This window comes from Myxococcus sp. CA040A (assembly GCF_013336725.1).
Taxonomy (GTDB): Bacteria; Myxococcota; Myxococcia; order Myxococcales; family Myxococcaceae; genus Myxococcus; species Myxococcus llanfairpwllgwyngyllgogerychwyrndrobwllllantysiliogogogochensis.
Genome location: NZ_JABUMR010000001.1, coordinates 518,880 through 535,159 on the forward strand (window position 1 = coordinate 518,880; position 16,280 = coordinate 535,159).

Sequence of the window (16,280 nt, forward strand, 5' to 3'; positions counted from 1 at the left end):
CGGCCCAGACTTCAGAAGGTGTCGTCGCCGAGCAGGTAGCGGCCCGTCTGCCACAGGCTGGTGATGTCGTGTACGTCCAGTCCGAAGCGCGGCACCTGAATCAGGGGGATGCCCGGGCAGGCGGCCTGGAGCTGGGCGATGCCGCGTCCATCCTGCTCGGCCAGGACCTGGAGTTCGCGCAGCGTCTCCTCCACCTTGGCGCGCCGGGTGGGCGTCAGCGTGGCGGCGTCAGCCCACATGGCCTCGGTGGGCAGCGGGTGGACGCGATTCACCACCAGCGCCACCACCTCCATCCGGTGCTGCTTCAACAGGGTGTTGAAGTGGATGGCCTCATCCATGCGCTCCGGATGCGGGCTCGTCACCAGCACGAAGCCCGTGGTGGCGTCCTCCAGAAGGGCTCGCACGCCGCGCGCGCGCTCGCGGAAGCCCTCGTTCATGCCGGACAGCGACAGCATGAAGCTGGACAGCTCCTGGAGCATCTCCGTGCCGGTGAACTTGGACAGCGCGCGCAGCACGTAGCCGCTGCGGTTGAACAGCGACAGGCCGAACTTGCCTGCCTTCAGCGCGGGGGCCAGCAGCCACTTCGCCGCCTCGTTGTCCAGGAAGTCGAGGACGCGGTTGGGCGCGTCGAGGAAGTCCAGGGCGTGGGCCGTGGGCGGTGTGTCGAGCACGACGAGCTCGTACTCGCCCTTGCGGCGCAGCTCCCACACCTTCTCCATGGCGATATATTCCTGGCTGCCCGCCAGGGCCGTGGAGAGCGACTGGTAGAAGCGGTTGGCGAGGATGCGCTCGCGCTGGTCGGGCGGCGCGACGCGGGTGATGAGGTCATCCCACGTCTGCTTCATGTCCAGCATCATCGCGTGGAGGGACGCGCGGGCCGTCACGCCCAGCGGCTCCAGGGCGGAGGACGGCACCTGCGTCTCCGCGTTGCCCAGGGCGGACAGGCCCAGCGAGTTGGCCAGGCGCTTCGCCGGGTCGATGGTGCACACCAGGCTGCCGCGGCCGTCCACCGCCGCGCGCAGGGCCAGGGTGGCCGCGACTGTCGTCTTGCCGACACCGCCGGAGCCGACGCAGATGAGGACGCGCTTCTTGGCGAGCGCGGGACCGAGGGCCGTCGTGCTCACTTCTCCCCCATCACCAGTGCTTCGAGGTGGCCCATGACCTGTTCAATCGCATCCCGACCGAAGGTGGGGAGGTACAGCCGGGGGACGGTGAACACCGGCGCGTGAAGGTTGCGCTCCAGTTTGGTGCCCGCGAGCACCGTCAGCGACGCGCGGTCATGGTTCGCTTGCGCCACCCGGTGCAGCTCGGGGTGGCCCACCAGCGCTTCCAGGTCCGCCTCCGTGAAGCGCTCCGGGATGGACTGGTTGAGCACCGCCGCGTGCGTGCGGATGTGCACCTTGTCCTTGAGCGCCGCGTGCAGCTCCAGCGCCTCGTTCACCGGCATCTCCTCCGGGAGCGCCACCAGCACCGCCGCCGTCACCGACGGATCCACCAGCAGGTCTCGCATCTTCTGCGCCTCGCGGGACATGGGCCCCTGAGGCACCGTCTGCACGAGCACGTGCGGCACGCTGAGGAAGGAGATGGCGTGACCGGTGGCCGGCGCGTCCAGGACGATGGTGTCGAAGCGCCACCTGCCGTCGGGGAGCTTCTCCTGCAGGTGGTACATGATCTTCCCCAGCAGGACGAGCTCCTGCAGGGACGGGATGAAGCGCAGGAAGTAGCGCACCAGCCGGTTCTCGAAGACCGTTTTGTAGAGGGCCTCGAAGCGCAGCACCATGAGGCCGTACTCGCGCATGGCCTCCTGCGGACGCACGTCCACCGCCCAGAGGTTCTCTTCCAACAAGGTGACTTCGGGGCCGGCGGCGGGGTGCTCCAGGAAGCGACTGATGCGCTCCTGCGTGTTCACCTCGCACACCAACGTCCTTCGCCCCGCGCGCGCCGAGCGAAGGGCGAGCGCCGCGGCAACCGTGCTCTTGCCCACGCCGCCCTTGCCGGAGACGACCCACAACCGCTTGTCCAGGAGCCCTGCCATAAGAGAGCGGCGAACCGTAGGAATCGTGTCTCCAGGAGTCAACGCGTTTGGCCAAGGGGTGTTGCCCTGCTTGACACGTCGCGTTGCCCCCTCGCAGAGTGCGGCGTCTTTTTCCCGACGTCCTGTTGGCGGGTGTCTCCCGCGCGGGTGAAGCTCCTGATTCCCATGCTCAAGAACAACCCGATGATGAAGAAGCTCGTCGAGACGGGCGAGGAGCGCGTCGGCAAGCTGGCGCAGCAGCTCCTGTCGAACGAGAAGTTCGTGGCGACGGTGCAGACGCTGGTGTCGCGCTCGCTGGCGGCGAAGGGCACGTTGGACAGCGCCCTGCGCTCGGCCCTGTCGGCGATGAACCTGCCGTCCACCGCGGACCTGGAGCAGCTGCGCGCGAAGGTGGATGACCTGGAGCGGCTGCTCGCGTCGGTGGAGAGCAAGGTGGACACCCTGGTGGCGCAGAAGGCGCCGTCGTCGAAGAAGTAAGCACCCGGACCCGAGCCGGGGAGTCCAAGGCCCATGCGGCGCATCGCCTTCATCAACGAGAAGGGCGGCACCTGCAAGACGACGCTGGCGGTGAACACCGCCGCGTGGCTCGCGAAGGAGCGGGACTTGCGGGTGCTGCTGGTGGACCTGGATACCCAGGGGCATGCCGGCAAGGCGCTCGGCCTGGACGTGCGCACGCTTTCTCGCAACGTCTTCCACCTGTTGACCGACGACACGGTCCGCCTCGAGGACGTGGTGCGCCCCTCGGCCGTGCCTGGGCTGGACGTGCTGCCCGCGTACAAGGAGATGGCGGACTTCCCCGTGGTGGTGGCGGCGGATGCTCGCCGGGCCCACCGGCTGGCGGACCGGCTGGAGGCGGCTCGGGAGGCGGGTTACGACGCCGTCGTCTTCGACTCGCCGCCGTCCATGGGGCTCACGACGCGCAACATCCTCGTCGCCGCCACGGAGGTGGTGGTGCCCGTGGCGCTGACGTACCTGGCGCTGGACGGCTGTGCGGAGGTGGCGGACACGGTGCGGCAGGTGGGCGAAGCCGAGGGACGTCCGGAGCTGAGCGTCACCAAGGTGGTGCCCACGCTGTACCGGAAGACGGCCCTGGCCACGGCGATTCTGGAGCGGCTCCGGGCGTACTTCCCGGACTCACTGGCCACCACGCCCCTGGGCTACGACGTCAAGGTGGACGAGGCGCAGAGCCACGGGAAGACCATCTTCGAGTACGCGCCCCGGAGCCGAGGGGCGCGGATGCTGTCGGCCATCGCCGCGGAAATCCACGGTGGGCCCGCTCCCCGGAAACGGAAGCGGGCGGCGCGAGCCGACTAGGGTTCCTGCTTCTTCTGCTGCTCGAACTGCTCGAGCTTCTTCTCCAGCTCCTCCAGACGCTGGGTGAGCGACTGCATGTCGCGGCCCAGGGCGGGGAGGTTGCCGGTCAGGTTCTCGACGACGTGCTTGACGCGCTCGTCGATCTTCCGCTGCCAGTCCTCGAAGGCGCGCTGGCTGGCCTTGAGCAGGTCGGCGGGGGACAGGCCACCGGCGGCAGCCGAGTCAGCGGCCTGCAGGGGCTCCTCGGTGGTGGCGGCGGCCTCGGGGATGCCCGCCTTGGCGGCTTCCTCGCGACGCAGGAGCTTGTCGAGACGGGATTCCGCTTCCTCTCGGATGGAGGCGACGCGGGGAGTGACCTCCTTCTGGATGAAACCAGAGATGGACTCGCCAGGGTGACGGATGATTTCCCGGAGCACCGACAGCGGCATCTGGTTCTTCTTCTTCTCCTCCTCGAAGATGATCTGCGCGAGGGTGACCGAGGTCAGGTCTTCTTTCGTGCGGTTATCGACAATCCGCACCTCGGTGCCCTCCTTGATCATCGCGGCGATCTCATCCAGCGTCACGTACCTGCTCTCCACGGTGTCGTAGAGTTTTCGGTTCGTGTACCGCTTGATGATCTTCGGCTCCTTGCTCGGAGCGCCTGCTTGCTCGGCCTCGCTCATCGGTCTCTCCGCCCCTTTTGGGCTCGACTCAAAGCCAGCTTCCATGTCTGAGTCTCGCAGGGGCGAACCTCGTACCAGAGGGGTTGGAGGCGAGCAAGCAGCGAGAACCCGACTCGCCGTACTCGCCCGGTGGCCCTATACTCGTCCCCGCCCCAGGCCTGAATGATCGTCAAGTGCGCGCGGTGCCAGACGCGGTTCAAGATCCCCGACGAGAAGGTGACCGATAAGGGGGTCAAGGTCCGCTGCACCAAATGTCAGAACACGTTCCGCGTCACCCGCGAACCTGGCGGGGAGGATGCCGGTGCGTCCTCGCCTCCCTCCTCGGCCGGGCAGGCCGACCCCTTCGCCGAGTTCGGTGTCGCTCCCGACCCCAAGGGCGTGGAAGTCACGCGCCCCGGCTTCTTCGCCCAGGGCGTCGCGGCCACGCGCGCTCTGTCGGGCTCGCCGTCCTCGTCCGAGAACCCCTCCTGGAACAGCATGGACGGGGAACTCGATACGGAGGACGGAGTCTTCCGCGAGCCCACGCGCATCGGTCCGATGCCGCGGCCTCCGCTCCAGGCTTCGGGCTCGCCGGGTGTCGCCGCGGCGCGCAACGGGGGCGCCGTGCCCCTGCCCGCACCGCCCGAAGCCATTCGTCCACCTGTCGACACTTCGACGGGGCTGTACGGCGGCGCGGTGCCCCCTCCTGTCGAGGATGGCGCGCCGATGCCGGCTGGCGCCGTGCCCTTGCCGGGCTTTGCCCCCAGTTCCCCGCGGGCCGGGCCGGGAGTTGCCTCCCCTCGGAGCGCGCCACCGGGTGGGATGGCGGCTCGCGCCATGCCGCCGCCCCCTCCGCCCGCCGCATTGCGCCAGGGTGGGGGAGCCGTTCCCCCGCCGCCGCCCGGTTCGGGGACTCTCGCGGGCAGCGCTTCGCCCCCGGCGCCCGACGCGGACGACCCGTTCGCTGACTTCCTCTCCGCCCCGATGCCCGGGGGCGCGCAGGATCCATTCGACGCGCTGCCCGCGCCCGTGACGGGGCCCAGCATCGCCGACCGACGCCCGTCGGCTCCCGGCTCGCGAGCGGCTCCTCCCGCGCCGCCCGCCGTGGATGACGACCCGTTCGCGTCCATCGACATCGACGACTCGACGATGGTGGGCAGTCCGCGCGCCCAGGTCGCGCCCGTCGCGTCCGCTCCTCCCAGCGTGGAGGACGACCCGTTCGCGTCCATCGACATCGACGACTCGACGATGGCGGGACAGCCGTCGTTCTCGCCGGTGGCACCTGCTTCACGCGGGGCGCCGCCGAGTGCCCCGGCCGCGCGCGGTGGCGCGGGGGCTCCGTCGGGAGCACGTGCGCCCTCGGCGGGTGGCTCCGCGCCACATCCTGCTCCGGCGGGAGCTGCTGTCGCGGCGCCACGTGCGGCCTCGGCGGGAGCACCTGTCACGGCGCCACGCTCGGCACCGGCGGGAGCACCCGTTGCCGCGTCCGCGCCACCTGCCGCCCCGACGGGAGCATCTGTCGGCGCGTCCGCGCCGCGTGCGGTCTTGGCGGGAGCTCCCCTCACCGCGCCTCCAGCGCGCGCTGCCCAGCCGGGAGCCTCCTTCACCGGGCCCGACGACGCGACGCAGGCGGGACGGCCTCCGCATCAGGGGGCTGCTCCGTCGGCCCGTGCGGCGCTGTTCTCCGGGCCTGAAGACGCGACGGTGCCCGGCCGTCCTCCGCTCCAGTCGGCTCCGGGGGGCCCGGACCCGTTTGGTGCGCTCGACCTCGGCGACGCGACGATGCCCGGCCGCCCTCCGCTCCAGTCGGCTCCGGGGGGCGCGGACCCGTTTGGTGCGCTCGACCTCGGCGACGCGACGATGCCCGGCCGTCCTCCGCACCCGGCCGCCGGGGCGGGCTTCGAGTCACCCTCGGCGCCGCCCGCGGGTGCCCAGGACCTGTTCGACCTCTCCTCGGACGGCGACTTCGGTGAGCACGCGGGCCTGCAGCCCTCCGACACCGGGCGCGCCGCGCTGTTCGGCACCTCGTCCCAGGGCGCGCTCGGGCTCGATGACTCCCAGGCGCACTCGACGGGTTCGCTCCTTGACGACGTTCCTCCCCCTGAAGAGGGCCTGGACTTCGGAGGAGTCACGCTCGGCCGCATTGGCGGGGCGGGAGTGGGGCAGCGCGAGGTGCTCGAACTGGACCCGCAGATGTCCGCCGCGCCCGTGGTCTCCGTGGCCAAGCCCACGGCCCGGCCGGAAGACGTCGGCATTCCCCAGGCCCGGCCGCCGAGTCGCGCGCGCAAGGTGACGGCGCTGCTCGTCAACCTCATGGTGGCCGCGGCGCTCGTGGTGGGACTGGGCGCGGTGGGCAGCGTCTATCTGAGCGAAGGTCGACTGGACCTGTCGGTGCTGTCGCCCGAGAACCTGCGCGCCCTCTTCGTCCCCGCTCCCAAGCCGCTGGTGGCGCTCGACGTCTCCAACGGCCTGTTCGAAACGCAGGCGGGGCGCCCGCTCTTCTTCATCCGGGGTGACGCGGAGAACCGGACCGCGTCGGCGACCCACATCCGCGTGCGAGGCGCCCTCTTCGATGGCAACCAGCGCGTGCGCTCCGTCGAGGGGCTCGCGGGGCTGGTGGCGACTCCCGAGGAACTCCACGCCGTGGGCAACGCGGAGGCGGCTCAAGCGCTGCGCAAGCGCCTGGACGCGGGCGCCGTGTCCGTGGCGCCTGGGGCCCGCGTGCCCTTCCTCCTCGTGTTCCACGAGTATCCGGCGGCCCTCGGGAGCTTCCGGCTCGAAGTCACCGTGGAGGCCGTCCCGCCACCCGCCGAGGCCGCTCCCGCACCCACGGAGGCCGCGCCGCCTCAGGCACCCGCCCAGGCCGCGCCCACGGAGTAAGCGCCATGCCCTCAGTGGACGACGCACGCAACGTCGCCAGGTTCCTCCACGCGCTGGGTGGTGGGGCCGAGGTGCGCCGCAAGGCCGCCGCGAGGGAGCTGTCGCGTGGTGACCCGTTCGACGCGAATGAGCTGGTGGGTCACCTCATCTCCCTCTCGCGGCACGGCTGGGAGCCCGCCACCTGCGTGCTGTCCGACTTCCTGGCCGCGCTGGAGCAGGAGGCGGAACACATTCCCCACGTCACCGAGCTGCGCAGGCTCGCGCACGTGCAGGCGCTCGACTCGGTGGCGGACCTGTTCGCCCAGGGCCCGGCGAAGCGCGAGATGAACCCGGATGCCGCCGCGCGGGCGGACGCCAACGCCTTCTCCCAGTCGCTGGGTCACCTCAAGCAGCAGGCCCGGCTCACCAGGGACCCGGACACGCTGTCGCGCCTGGCCACCGTCAGCAACCCGTCCGTGCTGCGCAACGTCCTCATCAATCCGCGACTGACCGAGGACCTGGTGGTGCGCATCGCCGCCCGCCGTCCGGCCCGCCCCGAGCCCTTGGTGGAAATCTGGAGGTCGGCCCGCTGGTCCGTGCGCCATGCGGTGCGCCGCGCGCTCGTCTTCAACCCGTACCTGCCCCCTGAAATCGGCGCGAAAATCGTCCCCCTGCTCAACACCAGTGACTTGCGCGAGCTCACGTCGAGTACCGCGCTGCACGTGTCCCTGAGGGAGCAGGCCGCGCGACTGCTGACGGAAGGTCCCGCGGCGCAGCGACTCACGAGCGAGGAATCGCCCGAGCCCCCACGCGGAGCCCGTCACACCCACGACTGAACGGGAATGGAAGAGGGGACGAGCGGACTAGCGGCGGCGAGGTGAGTCGTGCTCGCTGTACTCGGCGTCGGTGGAGCCCCGGCGCGAGGACGGCAGCGACTTCGCGTCGACCAGGTCCTCGCCCTTGGACGCCTTGCGGAACGAGTAGACGAACTTGCCCACCGCGTTGCCAAGCTGACCCATCCGGGCGGCCGAGAAGACCACCAGCAGGATGAAGCCGAGGACGATGATTTCTCCGAGGCCGAGGCCCAACATGATGAGGGCACAGTGCAGCAAAGGAGCAGGGGAGGCAAGCCGCGCGTCAACCCGTGGACGCCCGTCCGCTCTTCTGCTGCGCACGGACCGGCTTCCATCGCACACTGCGGCCCATGCTCCTGCTTGCCCACCGAGGCGCCTCGGCTGACGCCCCCGAGAACACCCTGGAAGCCTTCGCCGAGGCCGCCCGGCAGGGGGCCGACGGCGTGGAGCTGGATGCCATGGTGTGCGGCTCGGGCGAGGTGGTGGTCTGCCACGATGAGCGGCTGGAGCGGCTGGCGCGGCTTCCCTGGGAGGTGCGCCACACGCCCTGGTGGAAGCTGCAGCGCGCTGACGTGGGGACGTCACTGGGCTTCGCTCCGGCGCGCATCCCCCTGCTGGAGGATGTGCTGGACGCGCTGCCACCGCAGCTCATCGTCAACATCGAGCTGAAGTGCGACCGGTTCGACGACGACGGGCTCTCCCAGAAGGTTGCGGACCTGGTGCGCCGCCGGGGACTGGCCGAGCGCGTGGTCGTCTCCAGCTTCAACCCGCTGTGCCTCTTCCGCCTCCTCGCCGTCGCGCCCGAGCTGCGGCGGGGCTACCTCATCGACCCGGACCGGCGCTGGGGCGTGCACGCGTACGCGGTGAGCCCGCTCGTCTCGTCCCACTCGGTGCACCCCTACTACGAGGACTGCACTCCGGAGCGGGTTGCCACCTGGCGCGCCGCGGGGCTGCGGGTGGCCACCTGGACGGTGGACGACGCCGCGAGGGCCCGCGCGCTGGAGCAGATGGGGGTCAGCTACCTCATCACCAACCGGCCCGGCGCGCTGCGAGAGGCCCTGCGCGCCGCGGCCTGACCGCCGTGCCTAGAAGTCCAGGCCGAGCGTGGTGCTGAAGGCGAACACCGCCGGGAGACCCCGGTCCTCCAGCGCGTTCGGATTGTCCGCGCGAGGCGTCTCGACGCTGCCCGTGCGCGTGAGCGACAGCTCCGCGCCCAGCTGCAGCACGCCGCCGATGAAGCGCACGCCGCCGTAGATGCGCTGGTTCACGTTGTCGCCGAAGGACACCTTGGCGTAGTTGTCCGTGCCCGTCAGCGCACCGCGCGAGTCGCCCACGGTGGAGTCCTCGTAGCTGCGCGAGGGGTCGAAGTCGAGGCGGCTCGTGGTGGCCCCGACGAAGCCCAGGTCCAGGCCTCCGTAGGGCGTCAGCGTCACCATGCCGCCCAGGGGGAACTGCTTGCCCACGCCGATGTCCAGGCCCATCACCGTCAGGCTCAAGTCCCGGGCGCCGAACAGCTTCGTCACGTGCCCGCGCAGGCCCACGTCCGGCAGCCACGTGAAGCCCTCGTTGACGGCCCACTTCACCTCGCCGGTGGCCACCACCTGGCTGCTCTTCTCCACCCAGCCCACGCGCCCGCCCAGCTCCAACGAAAAGGGCAGGCCCTTGCGCACGTGGAAGGAGGGGATGAGCACCGTGGAGGGCTGCTCCGGGTTCTCCGTGGGGATGCGCACGCTGTCCGGCAGCGACACCACGGACAGCTCCGCGTTGACGGCCCAGGCCGAGTGCCCCGTCGTCTCCGGCGGCATCAGGTTCGCCGAGGTGATGGCGGCCCCCATGACGCGGGCGAAGGCGCGGAAGTTCGCGTTCGCGGCGGCGTTGGTGAGCGCTCCGCCCTGCATCGCCTTCGGATCTCCGAAGTCGGCGATGCGCAAATCGTTGTCGTCCGCGTATGCGGTCGCTCCCGAGACACACGCCGCCAGGGCGAGCCACCGACTGAACGTCCGCATTCGAGTCACCGCCTCCCGGGAACCCGCCGGCCGGGGGCGCCCCACAGCGGCGGACGCTAACGCCAGCCCGCGAGGAGCGTCAACAAAACGGGCGGCCCTTCCGACGAGTCTCGTGAGGAGAACCCACCGGAAGGGCCGCCCGGAAGGCGGCGCCGCGTGTCGTCAGACGCCTACTGCGGCTGCGGCTTCACCCCGCCGGGGCTCTGGCCCGTGACTTTCTGGGCGACTTCCGCCGGACGGCGGCGGATGACCAGGGTGCGGCGGCTGGCGAAGTCGGTGCTCTCCCGCGCCACCACCAGCACATTGTTGTTGCCTTCCTTCAGGGTGAACTCGGTGGAGAACTTCAGGGTGTTCGGCTCGCCACCCTTCGGGTCCACGCCCTTGAAGTAGACCTTCTGGTCGTTGACCAGCACGTAGACGTCCAACAGGCCGTTGGGGTCCGTCACCACGCCGGACAGGGTGAACTTCTCCCCGTTGGCGACCAGGCCGCCCGCGGACGGGTCCGCGTCCAGCTTGATGTCCGGCGGGCGCCGCGTCGTCGTCCACGCCAGCTTCGGCTGCACGGGCTTGCCCGTCTTCACCTCGCGGGCATCCTGGGCGCGCACGAAGGCGAAGCGGTTCTTCTCCAGCTCCACGCGGAAGAAGCCCTTGTTCGCGGCCTCCACCGGCAGCACCGCGGCCGCGTTCAGCTTCGCCACCGTGCGGCCCCCTTCCACGGGCGAGCCGAGGAACTCCGTCTTCTCCGCCACGCGCACCGAGCCCTTCTTCGCCTCGAGCGTCGCCACCGGAGCGTCCTTCACGGGCAGCTCCATCTTCTCCATGACGAACTCCTCCAGCGGCTCGTCGATGATGGCCAGCTTCAGCGGGAAGGTGTCGCCCTTGTAGCCCTTCTTCACCTCCACCTGGAACCGCGCCGTCTTCGTCTCGCCGGCCTTCAGCTCGCCCAGCTTGAAGCGGCCCTTCTCGATGAAGATGTTCGCGTCCCCGCCATTCTTGATCTGCGTGAAGGAATCCATCGCGACGCCGGGGCCGACGTTCGTCACGTCCAGCAGCACCGCCACCGACTCGCCCCGCTGCACCGTGCCGTCGCCGTTGCAGCTGGCGCAGTCATCGACGACCTGCCAGTTGAAGGCGAAGGACGGCCGCGGCAGCTCCGCGAAGTTCAGCTCCGACACGCGAGTTTCCGGCAGCGCGCCCTGGTCATCGAAGAAGCGCACCGTCACGTCGTCGCGGCGGCTGGTCAGGTCCTTGGGCAGCCGGACCTTCACCTTCCAGGACTTCTTCTCGCCCGGGTTGAGCGCGCCGAAGAGGAACTCGCGGCGGTCCAGGAAGGCGTTGTCGCTCTCCGTCCAGGCGCGCACGCGCTTGAGCGGCTCGGTGCCCTTGTTCTCCGCCGTCACCACCATCTCCAAGAGCTCGCCCGCGTGAATCTTGGTGTCCGGCGTCGGCGTCAGCGTGCCCGTCAGCTGCACGTTCTTCGGCGTGGGACCGGCGCTCCAGTCCACACCCAGCGCGGCGATGGCGGCGTTGATGCGGGTCTCCTCTTCACGGCGCTTCTGCTCGATGAAGGCCTTGCCCTGCTGCAGCTGCTGCTGACGGGTGGCCGCCGGGGCCTTCAGCACGTAGTCCCGCGCGAACTGCACCTCGAAGTCCTCCTTGATCTCCTCCTGCGACTCCGCGTCCAGCTGGTCGTCCAGGTCCTCGCCCTGGCCCGCCACGTCGAGCAGCGGGTCGTTCTCCCCATGCGGCTTCTTGTCCCCGTCCTTGCTCGCGGCGACGGCCTTGGGGTTCTTGGGCTCCTCCTTCGCGGCGACCGCCAGCTTCTCCTGCTGCTTGGGGTCCACCTTCAGGTACTTGAGGCTCTCGCGCGGCTTCTCGCGGTCCAACACGTCCTCGCGCTTCTTGGCGACGGTGGCCGAGTCCGGGTTGCCGAAGTGCTGATCCAGGTCCGCCTCGCCCATGGAGCGGCGCGACGCGAACACGTCCACGCGCTCGTCGGTGACGCGGGTGGGGACGAGCTGGATGTCCGGGACGATGCCCACTTCCTGGATGGAGACGTCGCCGGGCGTCAGGTACTTGGCGATGGTCAGCTTCAGCGCGCTGTCATCCGGGAAGTCGTACAGCACCTGCACGCTGCCCTTGCCGAACGTCTGCCGGCCGATGATGACCGCGCGGTTGAGGTTCTTCAGCGCGCCCGCCACGATTTCCGACGCGGAGGCGCTGCCTGCGTTGACGAGCACCGCGATGGGATAGGTGTCCTCGCCCTCGGTGGGACGCGCGCGCTTCTCCTCGCGCAGCTTGTCCGACAGGCCCACCGTCGCGACGATGGTGCCGTTGGACAGGAACGTGTCGGACACCTGGATGGCCTGCTCCAGGAGGCCGCCCGGGTTGCCACGCATGTCCAGCACCAGGCCCTTGAAGCCGCCCTTGGCGTCCGCCTGCTTGCGCAGCTCGCCCAGCGCCGACTCAAGGTCGCGCGTGGTGTTGCCCTGGAAGTTCTTCAGGCGGATGTAGCCCACGTTGCCGGAGAGCATCTTGTGCTGGACGCTCTCGATGGAAATCATCGCGCGGGCCAGCGTCATCACGCGGGGCTTGTCCCAGCCGTCGCGCTCCACGGTGATGATGATGCGGCTGTCCACCGGGCCGCGCAGCTTGGACACGGCCTCGTTGAGGTCCATGTTGACGGTGGACTCCTCGCCAATCTTCTTGATGCGGTCGTCCTTCTGGATGCCGGCGCGGTGCGCGGGCGTCTTGGGCAGCACCTTGACGACGGTGAGGTTGCCCTCGCGCATCTGGATGACGAAGCCCAGGCCGCCGAACTCACCCTTGGTGGACAGCTTCATCTCCCGGTACAGCTCCGGGCGCAGCAGCACCGAGTGCGGGTCCAACGTGGACAGCATGCCGTTGACGGCCGCGTACTCGATGTCGCGCGTGTCCTCGATGGGACGCATGTTCTTCGACAGGAAGTCGAACACGTCCTTGAGGGCGAAGGACATCTTCCACAGCGAGTCGACATGCCCGATGTCGAACTCACGCGTCTTGCCGTTGACGTTGACGGCCAGCTTGCCCGTCTCCGGGTTGCCGTCCACCAGCACGTCCGGAACGCTCTTCTCCACGTACTCGAGCGAGGAGATCATCATCTCCTTCGGCTTGATGCGCTTGGGGTCGACGTAGTTTTCCTTCACGTAGAGGATGACCTTGGTCAGCACGCGAAGGCTGTTGAGGTCGTGGGGTGCCTTCTCGCCCTTGGCGGAGGGCAGGCTGCCATCCCAGGTGCCTTGTCCCTGCCCGGCCTCGGCCGCTCCCATCATCAGCGGAATCGGCGCCCGGTGACTGCCCACGAGGGCCCAGGCGCCGAGGAGCACGGCAACAGCGGCGATGCGGCGGAGAAAACGCGGCATGTGATTCATCCAAGCTGGAGCGCTTGTGGGCGCCCCGGGGTGTGGCGTGAAATGCCTAGAAAATCCGAACGTTTGAAACGGTAGCTGGGCATTGAAGCGGCCGGGCAAGCCTAATCACGGCTTTCTGGTGCTTCAAGGCATCGACTCTCCGCTGAAGAGGCAGAACGTCCCTGGCGGGCACTGCGTTCCCGCCTTGGAGGGACCGACAGTCGGTGGAGGCGTTTATTTCAGGGCAGCGCCCCCTGGCTGCTCGTGGGCGGAGGCGGCAGAAGGTTCGCTTCGCGCAGCCCTCGGTACATGAGCGTCCCGGCGACGATGGCCACGGGCAGGAAGAAGGTATTCAGGATGGGAACCCAGAGGAGCAGGTAGACGCCCGCTCCCAGGCCCAGGGTGAGGGCCCGGCGCTGGCGGAGCATGCGCCTCACCTCGGCGAAAGGGTAGAGGTGACGCGTCATGGGGGCCGCCAGGAACTCGCCCGCCATCCAGGTCATGGTCCACAAGGCGCCGAGCACCGTCCACAAGAGGCTGCCCACCCCGGGCAACAGGTGGAGCGGCAAGAGGAGCGTCAGCCCGGCGAGCAGGAAGAACAGCCGTGCCAGGGTGTGTGCAAGCCCCGTGACGATGCCCCGCACGAAGCTGGACAGGGTGAAGGGCGGGCCGTCGCCTCCCCCACAGAGGGCCTCGGTGGCCTCGGAGAGGGGGTCCTGGAGGGGGGCCAGCAGGAGCGGGGGGACGATGTTGGCGCCCACCACCCACAGCACGAGGCAGGACAGGACGAGCACCGTGTACCAGGCCCCCCGGCCATACCAGGACTCGGGCTGGGTCCAGAGGGAGCCCAGGGCCCCCGGGGCGTAGTGCCACAGGAGCCAGGCCAGCCCCACCAGGGCCACGGCGGTGACGGCGGCGCACAGGGCGGACAGGACGAAGAGGCGCCGGGAGCGGAAGATGAGGCCGAAGGCCCGGCCGAGCAGGCCCAGCCCCTGGAAGAAGTCGGCCAGGCGGGGCTGCGGGGAGATGGAAGGGATGGGGGATGGGGGGGGCATGGCGGGGCCGGTGTGCAAATCGAAAGCGGCTCTGGAGTTACACGTTATATAGGGCGCGCTCATGTCCCTCGACCTCAAGCGCGCCAACTCCGAGCCGATCACCTCTGTCGACCTGCTGGTGTCGGGTTTTCGGTCCGCCGAGAAGCCCCAGGGCCACCTTCGTCTGGGCCTGGAACACGAGAAGCTGCTGTTCCCCGTGGGTTCAGACGCTCCTGTCCCTTACGAGGGTCCGTCCGGAGTGGGGGCCCTGCTGAACCGGCTGGCCCCCGAGGGCTATGTCCCCTTCCGGGAGACGCCCGAGTCCCCGGTCATCGCCCTCCAGCGGGAGCGCGGCGAGGCGACCATCTCCCTGGAGCCGGGTGGACAGTTCGAGCTGTCCGGCAGCCCCTTCCACACGGCGCGCGAGGCGCACGCGGAGAACCTGGCCCACCTGAAGCAGGTGAAGGCGGCGGCGGGGGAGCTGGGGCTGCGGCTGGTGACGATGGGGTACCGCCCCACGGGCACGACGGCGACGATGCCGTGGATGCCCAAGTCGCGCTACCTGGTGATGCGGCGCACCCTGCCGGAGCGGGGCCAGCTGGCGCTGAACATGATGTTGATGACGGCCACCGGACAGGTGTCGCTCGACTGGAAGGACGAGGCGGACTGTGTCCGGAAGACGGTGGTGGTGGCGCGGCTCTCCCCGGTGATGAACGCGCTGTACGCCAACAGCCCGCTGGTGGACGGCAAGCCCTCCGGCTACCTGTCCTACCGCAACCGTGTCTGGGACGAAGTGGACCCGACGCGCTGTGGCTATCTGCCCGCGTTCTTCGACGGCTCCTTCTCGTACCGGGCCTATGTCGAGTGGGCGATGGACGCGCCGCTGCTCTTCCTGCGCCGCGAGGGCCAGTACCTGCACCCGAAGCTCACCTTCCGACAGTTGCTGGAGCAGGGCTTCGAGGGACAGCCCCCGGACCTGGCGGACTGGACCGACCATCTCTCCACGCTCTTCCCCGAGGTGCGCCTGAAGAAGGTCGTCGAGGTGCGCGGCGCGGACTGTGGAAACGCGGCGATGACGGGCGCGCTGGGAGCGTTGTGGCGCGGCATCCTCTACGACGCCACGGCGCTGGACGAGGCGGAGCGGCTGTTGCCGAAGCTCACGTACACCGAGCACCTGGCCTTCCACGACACCGCGCGCCGCGAGGGGCTGGCCGGGAAGCTGGGCACGCACGAGTTGTCCCGGCTCGCGGAGGAGATGGTGGGCATTGCCCGGCGGGGCCTAATGCGCCTGGACGCGGCGGACGCGCCCCTTCTGGACCCGCTGGCGGAAGTGGCCGCGTCGAAGCGCTCTCCCGCGGCGGTGCTGCTCGAGGCGTGGGCGAAGGACCCACGCCCCGAGACAGTGCTCTCGCTGGCGAGCGTGTGAAGCGAGGCCGCTAGAAGCGGCCGCCCAGCGTGAGGTTCGCGTTGAAGAGGCTGCCCTTCGCCGCGCTGTTGGTGCCTGGGCGGTCGACGACGTCCTCGCCGCCCAGCAGGCGATAGGTGGCCCGGGCCCCCGCGAACAGGACGCTGCCGAAGCGATAGTCCACGCCGGCGGCGAGCGGAATCTCGGTCATCCAGTCGTTCTGGTAGACGTCATCCGCGCCGTCGGAGGGGTCCAGGTAGCTCAGGCCGAAGCCCGCGCCGACGAAGGGCCGCCACTTCTGGTCGATGAGCGGCCCGGCCTTGGCCAGCACGCCGAAGTTGTTGCGCCACAGGCCCGCATCCTCGTCGTCGATTCGACGCGAGTCGATGGGCAGGCGTTGCAGCTCATAGCCCACCTCGATTCCCACGTACTTCCACGCCTGGGCGTCGGCGTTGATGCCGAACGTGGCGCCCACGCCGACGTCCTCGCCCAGGTCTCCCGTGAAGCTGCCGAGACCCAGTCGCACGTCCATGCCGACCTCCGGCTCCTTCTTCATGTCCAAGGCCCCGGCCACTCGCTGGGCCTCGATCGCGAAAGCCGGGCTCGCCAGAGCCATGGCTGCCACGGCGACTCCTCCCACCATCGAACGTCGCATCGCATACCTCCCCGAAGTTTCGGTCAGCGACAAGGTGGGCATCCGTTGAGTCGGCTACAGAGAGGGCCCGCTGGGTTGGCGGTGGACC

14 protein-coding genes are annotated in these 16,280 nt (G+C 69.6%); 6 read left to right on the forward strand and 8 right to left on the reverse strand.

Annotated elements, in window-relative coordinates:
• Nucleotides 1-11 precede the first annotated feature (11 nt).
• Nucleotides 12-1,124, reverse strand: a complete 1,113-nt coding sequence (locus HUA75_RS02120) for an ArsA-related P-loop ATPase (protein ID WP_174475743.1) — start codon at nt 1,122-1,124, stop codon at nt 12-14.
• Nucleotides 1,121-2,035 carry an ArsA family ATPase gene (locus HUA75_RS02125; RefSeq protein WP_141644910.1) on the reverse strand — a complete coding sequence of 305 codons (915 nt, stop codon included), beginning with the start codon at nt 2,033-2,035 and terminating at the stop codon, nt 1,121-1,123. The genes HUA75_RS02120 and HUA75_RS02125 overlap by 4 nt, the downstream gene beginning before the upstream one ends.
• A 165-nt stretch (nt 2,036-2,200) precedes the next feature.
• Between HUA75_RS02125 and HUA75_RS02130 the strand changes: the two genes are divergently transcribed.
• Complete coding sequence (locus tag HUA75_RS02130) at nt 2,201-2,512, forward strand: hypothetical protein (protein WP_141644921.1); 312 nt, start codon at nt 2,201-2,203, stop codon at nt 2,510-2,512.
• A 33-nt stretch (nt 2,513-2,545) separates the two neighbouring features.
• Nucleotides 2,546-3,349, forward strand: a complete 804-nt coding sequence (locus HUA75_RS02135) for a ParA family protein (protein WP_141644911.1) — start codon at nt 2,546-2,548, stop codon at nt 3,347-3,349.
• Here HUA75_RS02135 and HUA75_RS02140 read toward each other — a convergent pair.
• The gene (locus HUA75_RS02140; protein WP_141644912.1) at nt 3,346-4,011 is read right to left on the reverse strand and encodes a polyhydroxyalkanoate synthesis regulator DNA-binding domain-containing protein; all 666 of its coding nucleotides are present in this window, start codon (nt 4,009-4,011) and stop codon (nt 3,346-3,348) included. The genes HUA75_RS02135 and HUA75_RS02140 overlap by 4 nt on opposite strands.
• 162 nt (nt 4,012-4,173) lie before the next feature.
• Between HUA75_RS02140 and HUA75_RS02145 the strand changes: the two genes are divergently transcribed.
• Nucleotides 4,174-6,870, forward strand: a complete 2,697-nt coding sequence (locus HUA75_RS02145; RefSeq protein WP_174485409.1) for a zinc-ribbon domain-containing protein — start codon at nt 4,174-4,176, stop codon at nt 6,868-6,870.
• A gap of 5 nt (nt 6,871-6,875) precedes the next feature.
• Nucleotides 6,876-7,685, forward strand: a complete 810-nt coding sequence (locus HUA75_RS02150) for a hypothetical protein (RefSeq protein ID WP_174485410.1) — start codon at nt 6,876-6,878, stop codon at nt 7,683-7,685.
• Between the two features lie 27 nt (nt 7,686-7,712).
• On the opposite strand, the gene HUA75_RS02155 is transcribed toward HUA75_RS02150, so the two are convergent.
• The gene (locus HUA75_RS02155; RefSeq protein ID WP_141644922.1) at nt 7,713-7,940 is read right to left on the reverse strand and encodes a twin-arginine translocase TatA/TatE family subunit; all 228 of its coding nucleotides are present in this window, start codon (nt 7,938-7,940) and stop codon (nt 7,713-7,715) included.
• Between the two features lie 113 nt (nt 7,941-8,053).
• Here HUA75_RS02155 and HUA75_RS02160 point away from each other — a divergent pair, with 113 nt between their 5' ends.
• Entirely contained in the window at nt 8,054-8,779 is a 726-nt protein-coding gene (locus tag HUA75_RS02160) for a glycerophosphodiester phosphodiesterase family protein (RefSeq protein ID WP_141644915.1), read from the forward strand.
• A 9-nt stretch (nt 8,780-8,788) separates the two neighbouring features.
• Here the strand turns inward: HUA75_RS02160 and HUA75_RS02165 are convergent, their stop codons facing one another.
• The 3 genes from HUA75_RS02165 to HUA75_RS02175 form a co-directional block, all read right to left on the reverse strand.
• Nucleotides 8,789-9,709 carry a hypothetical protein gene (locus tag HUA75_RS02165; RefSeq protein ID WP_141644916.1) on the reverse strand — a complete coding sequence of 307 codons (921 nt, stop codon included), beginning with the start codon at nt 9,707-9,709 and terminating at the stop codon, nt 8,789-8,791.
• Nucleotides 9,710-9,879: 170 nt separating this feature from the next.
• A complete protein-coding gene (locus tag HUA75_RS02170) occupies nt 9,880-13,119 on the reverse strand; it encodes an MXAN_5808 family serine peptidase (RefSeq protein WP_174453000.1) in 3,240 nt (1,079 codons plus the stop codon).
• Between the two features lie 218 nt (nt 13,120-13,337).
• Nucleotides 13,338-14,153, reverse strand: coding sequence for an EI24 domain-containing protein (locus HUA75_RS02175; protein ID WP_174453001.1), 816 nt, complete (start codon nt 14,151-14,153; stop codon nt 13,338-13,340).
• Nucleotides 14,154-14,214: 61 nt separating this feature from the next.
• Here HUA75_RS02175 and HUA75_RS02180 point away from each other — a divergent pair, with 61 nt between their 5' ends.
• Entirely contained in the window at nt 14,215-15,558 is a 1,344-nt protein-coding gene (locus tag HUA75_RS02180) for a glutamate--cysteine ligase (protein WP_174485411.1), read from the forward strand.
• Between the two features lie 10 nt (nt 15,559-15,568).
• Here HUA75_RS02180 and HUA75_RS02185 read toward each other — a convergent pair whose 3' ends face one another.
• A complete protein-coding gene (locus tag HUA75_RS02185) occupies nt 15,569-16,153 on the reverse strand; it encodes an outer membrane beta-barrel protein (RefSeq protein ID WP_246137894.1) in 585 nt (194 codons plus the stop codon).
• Between the last annotated feature and the right edge of the window lie 127 nt (nt 16,154-16,280).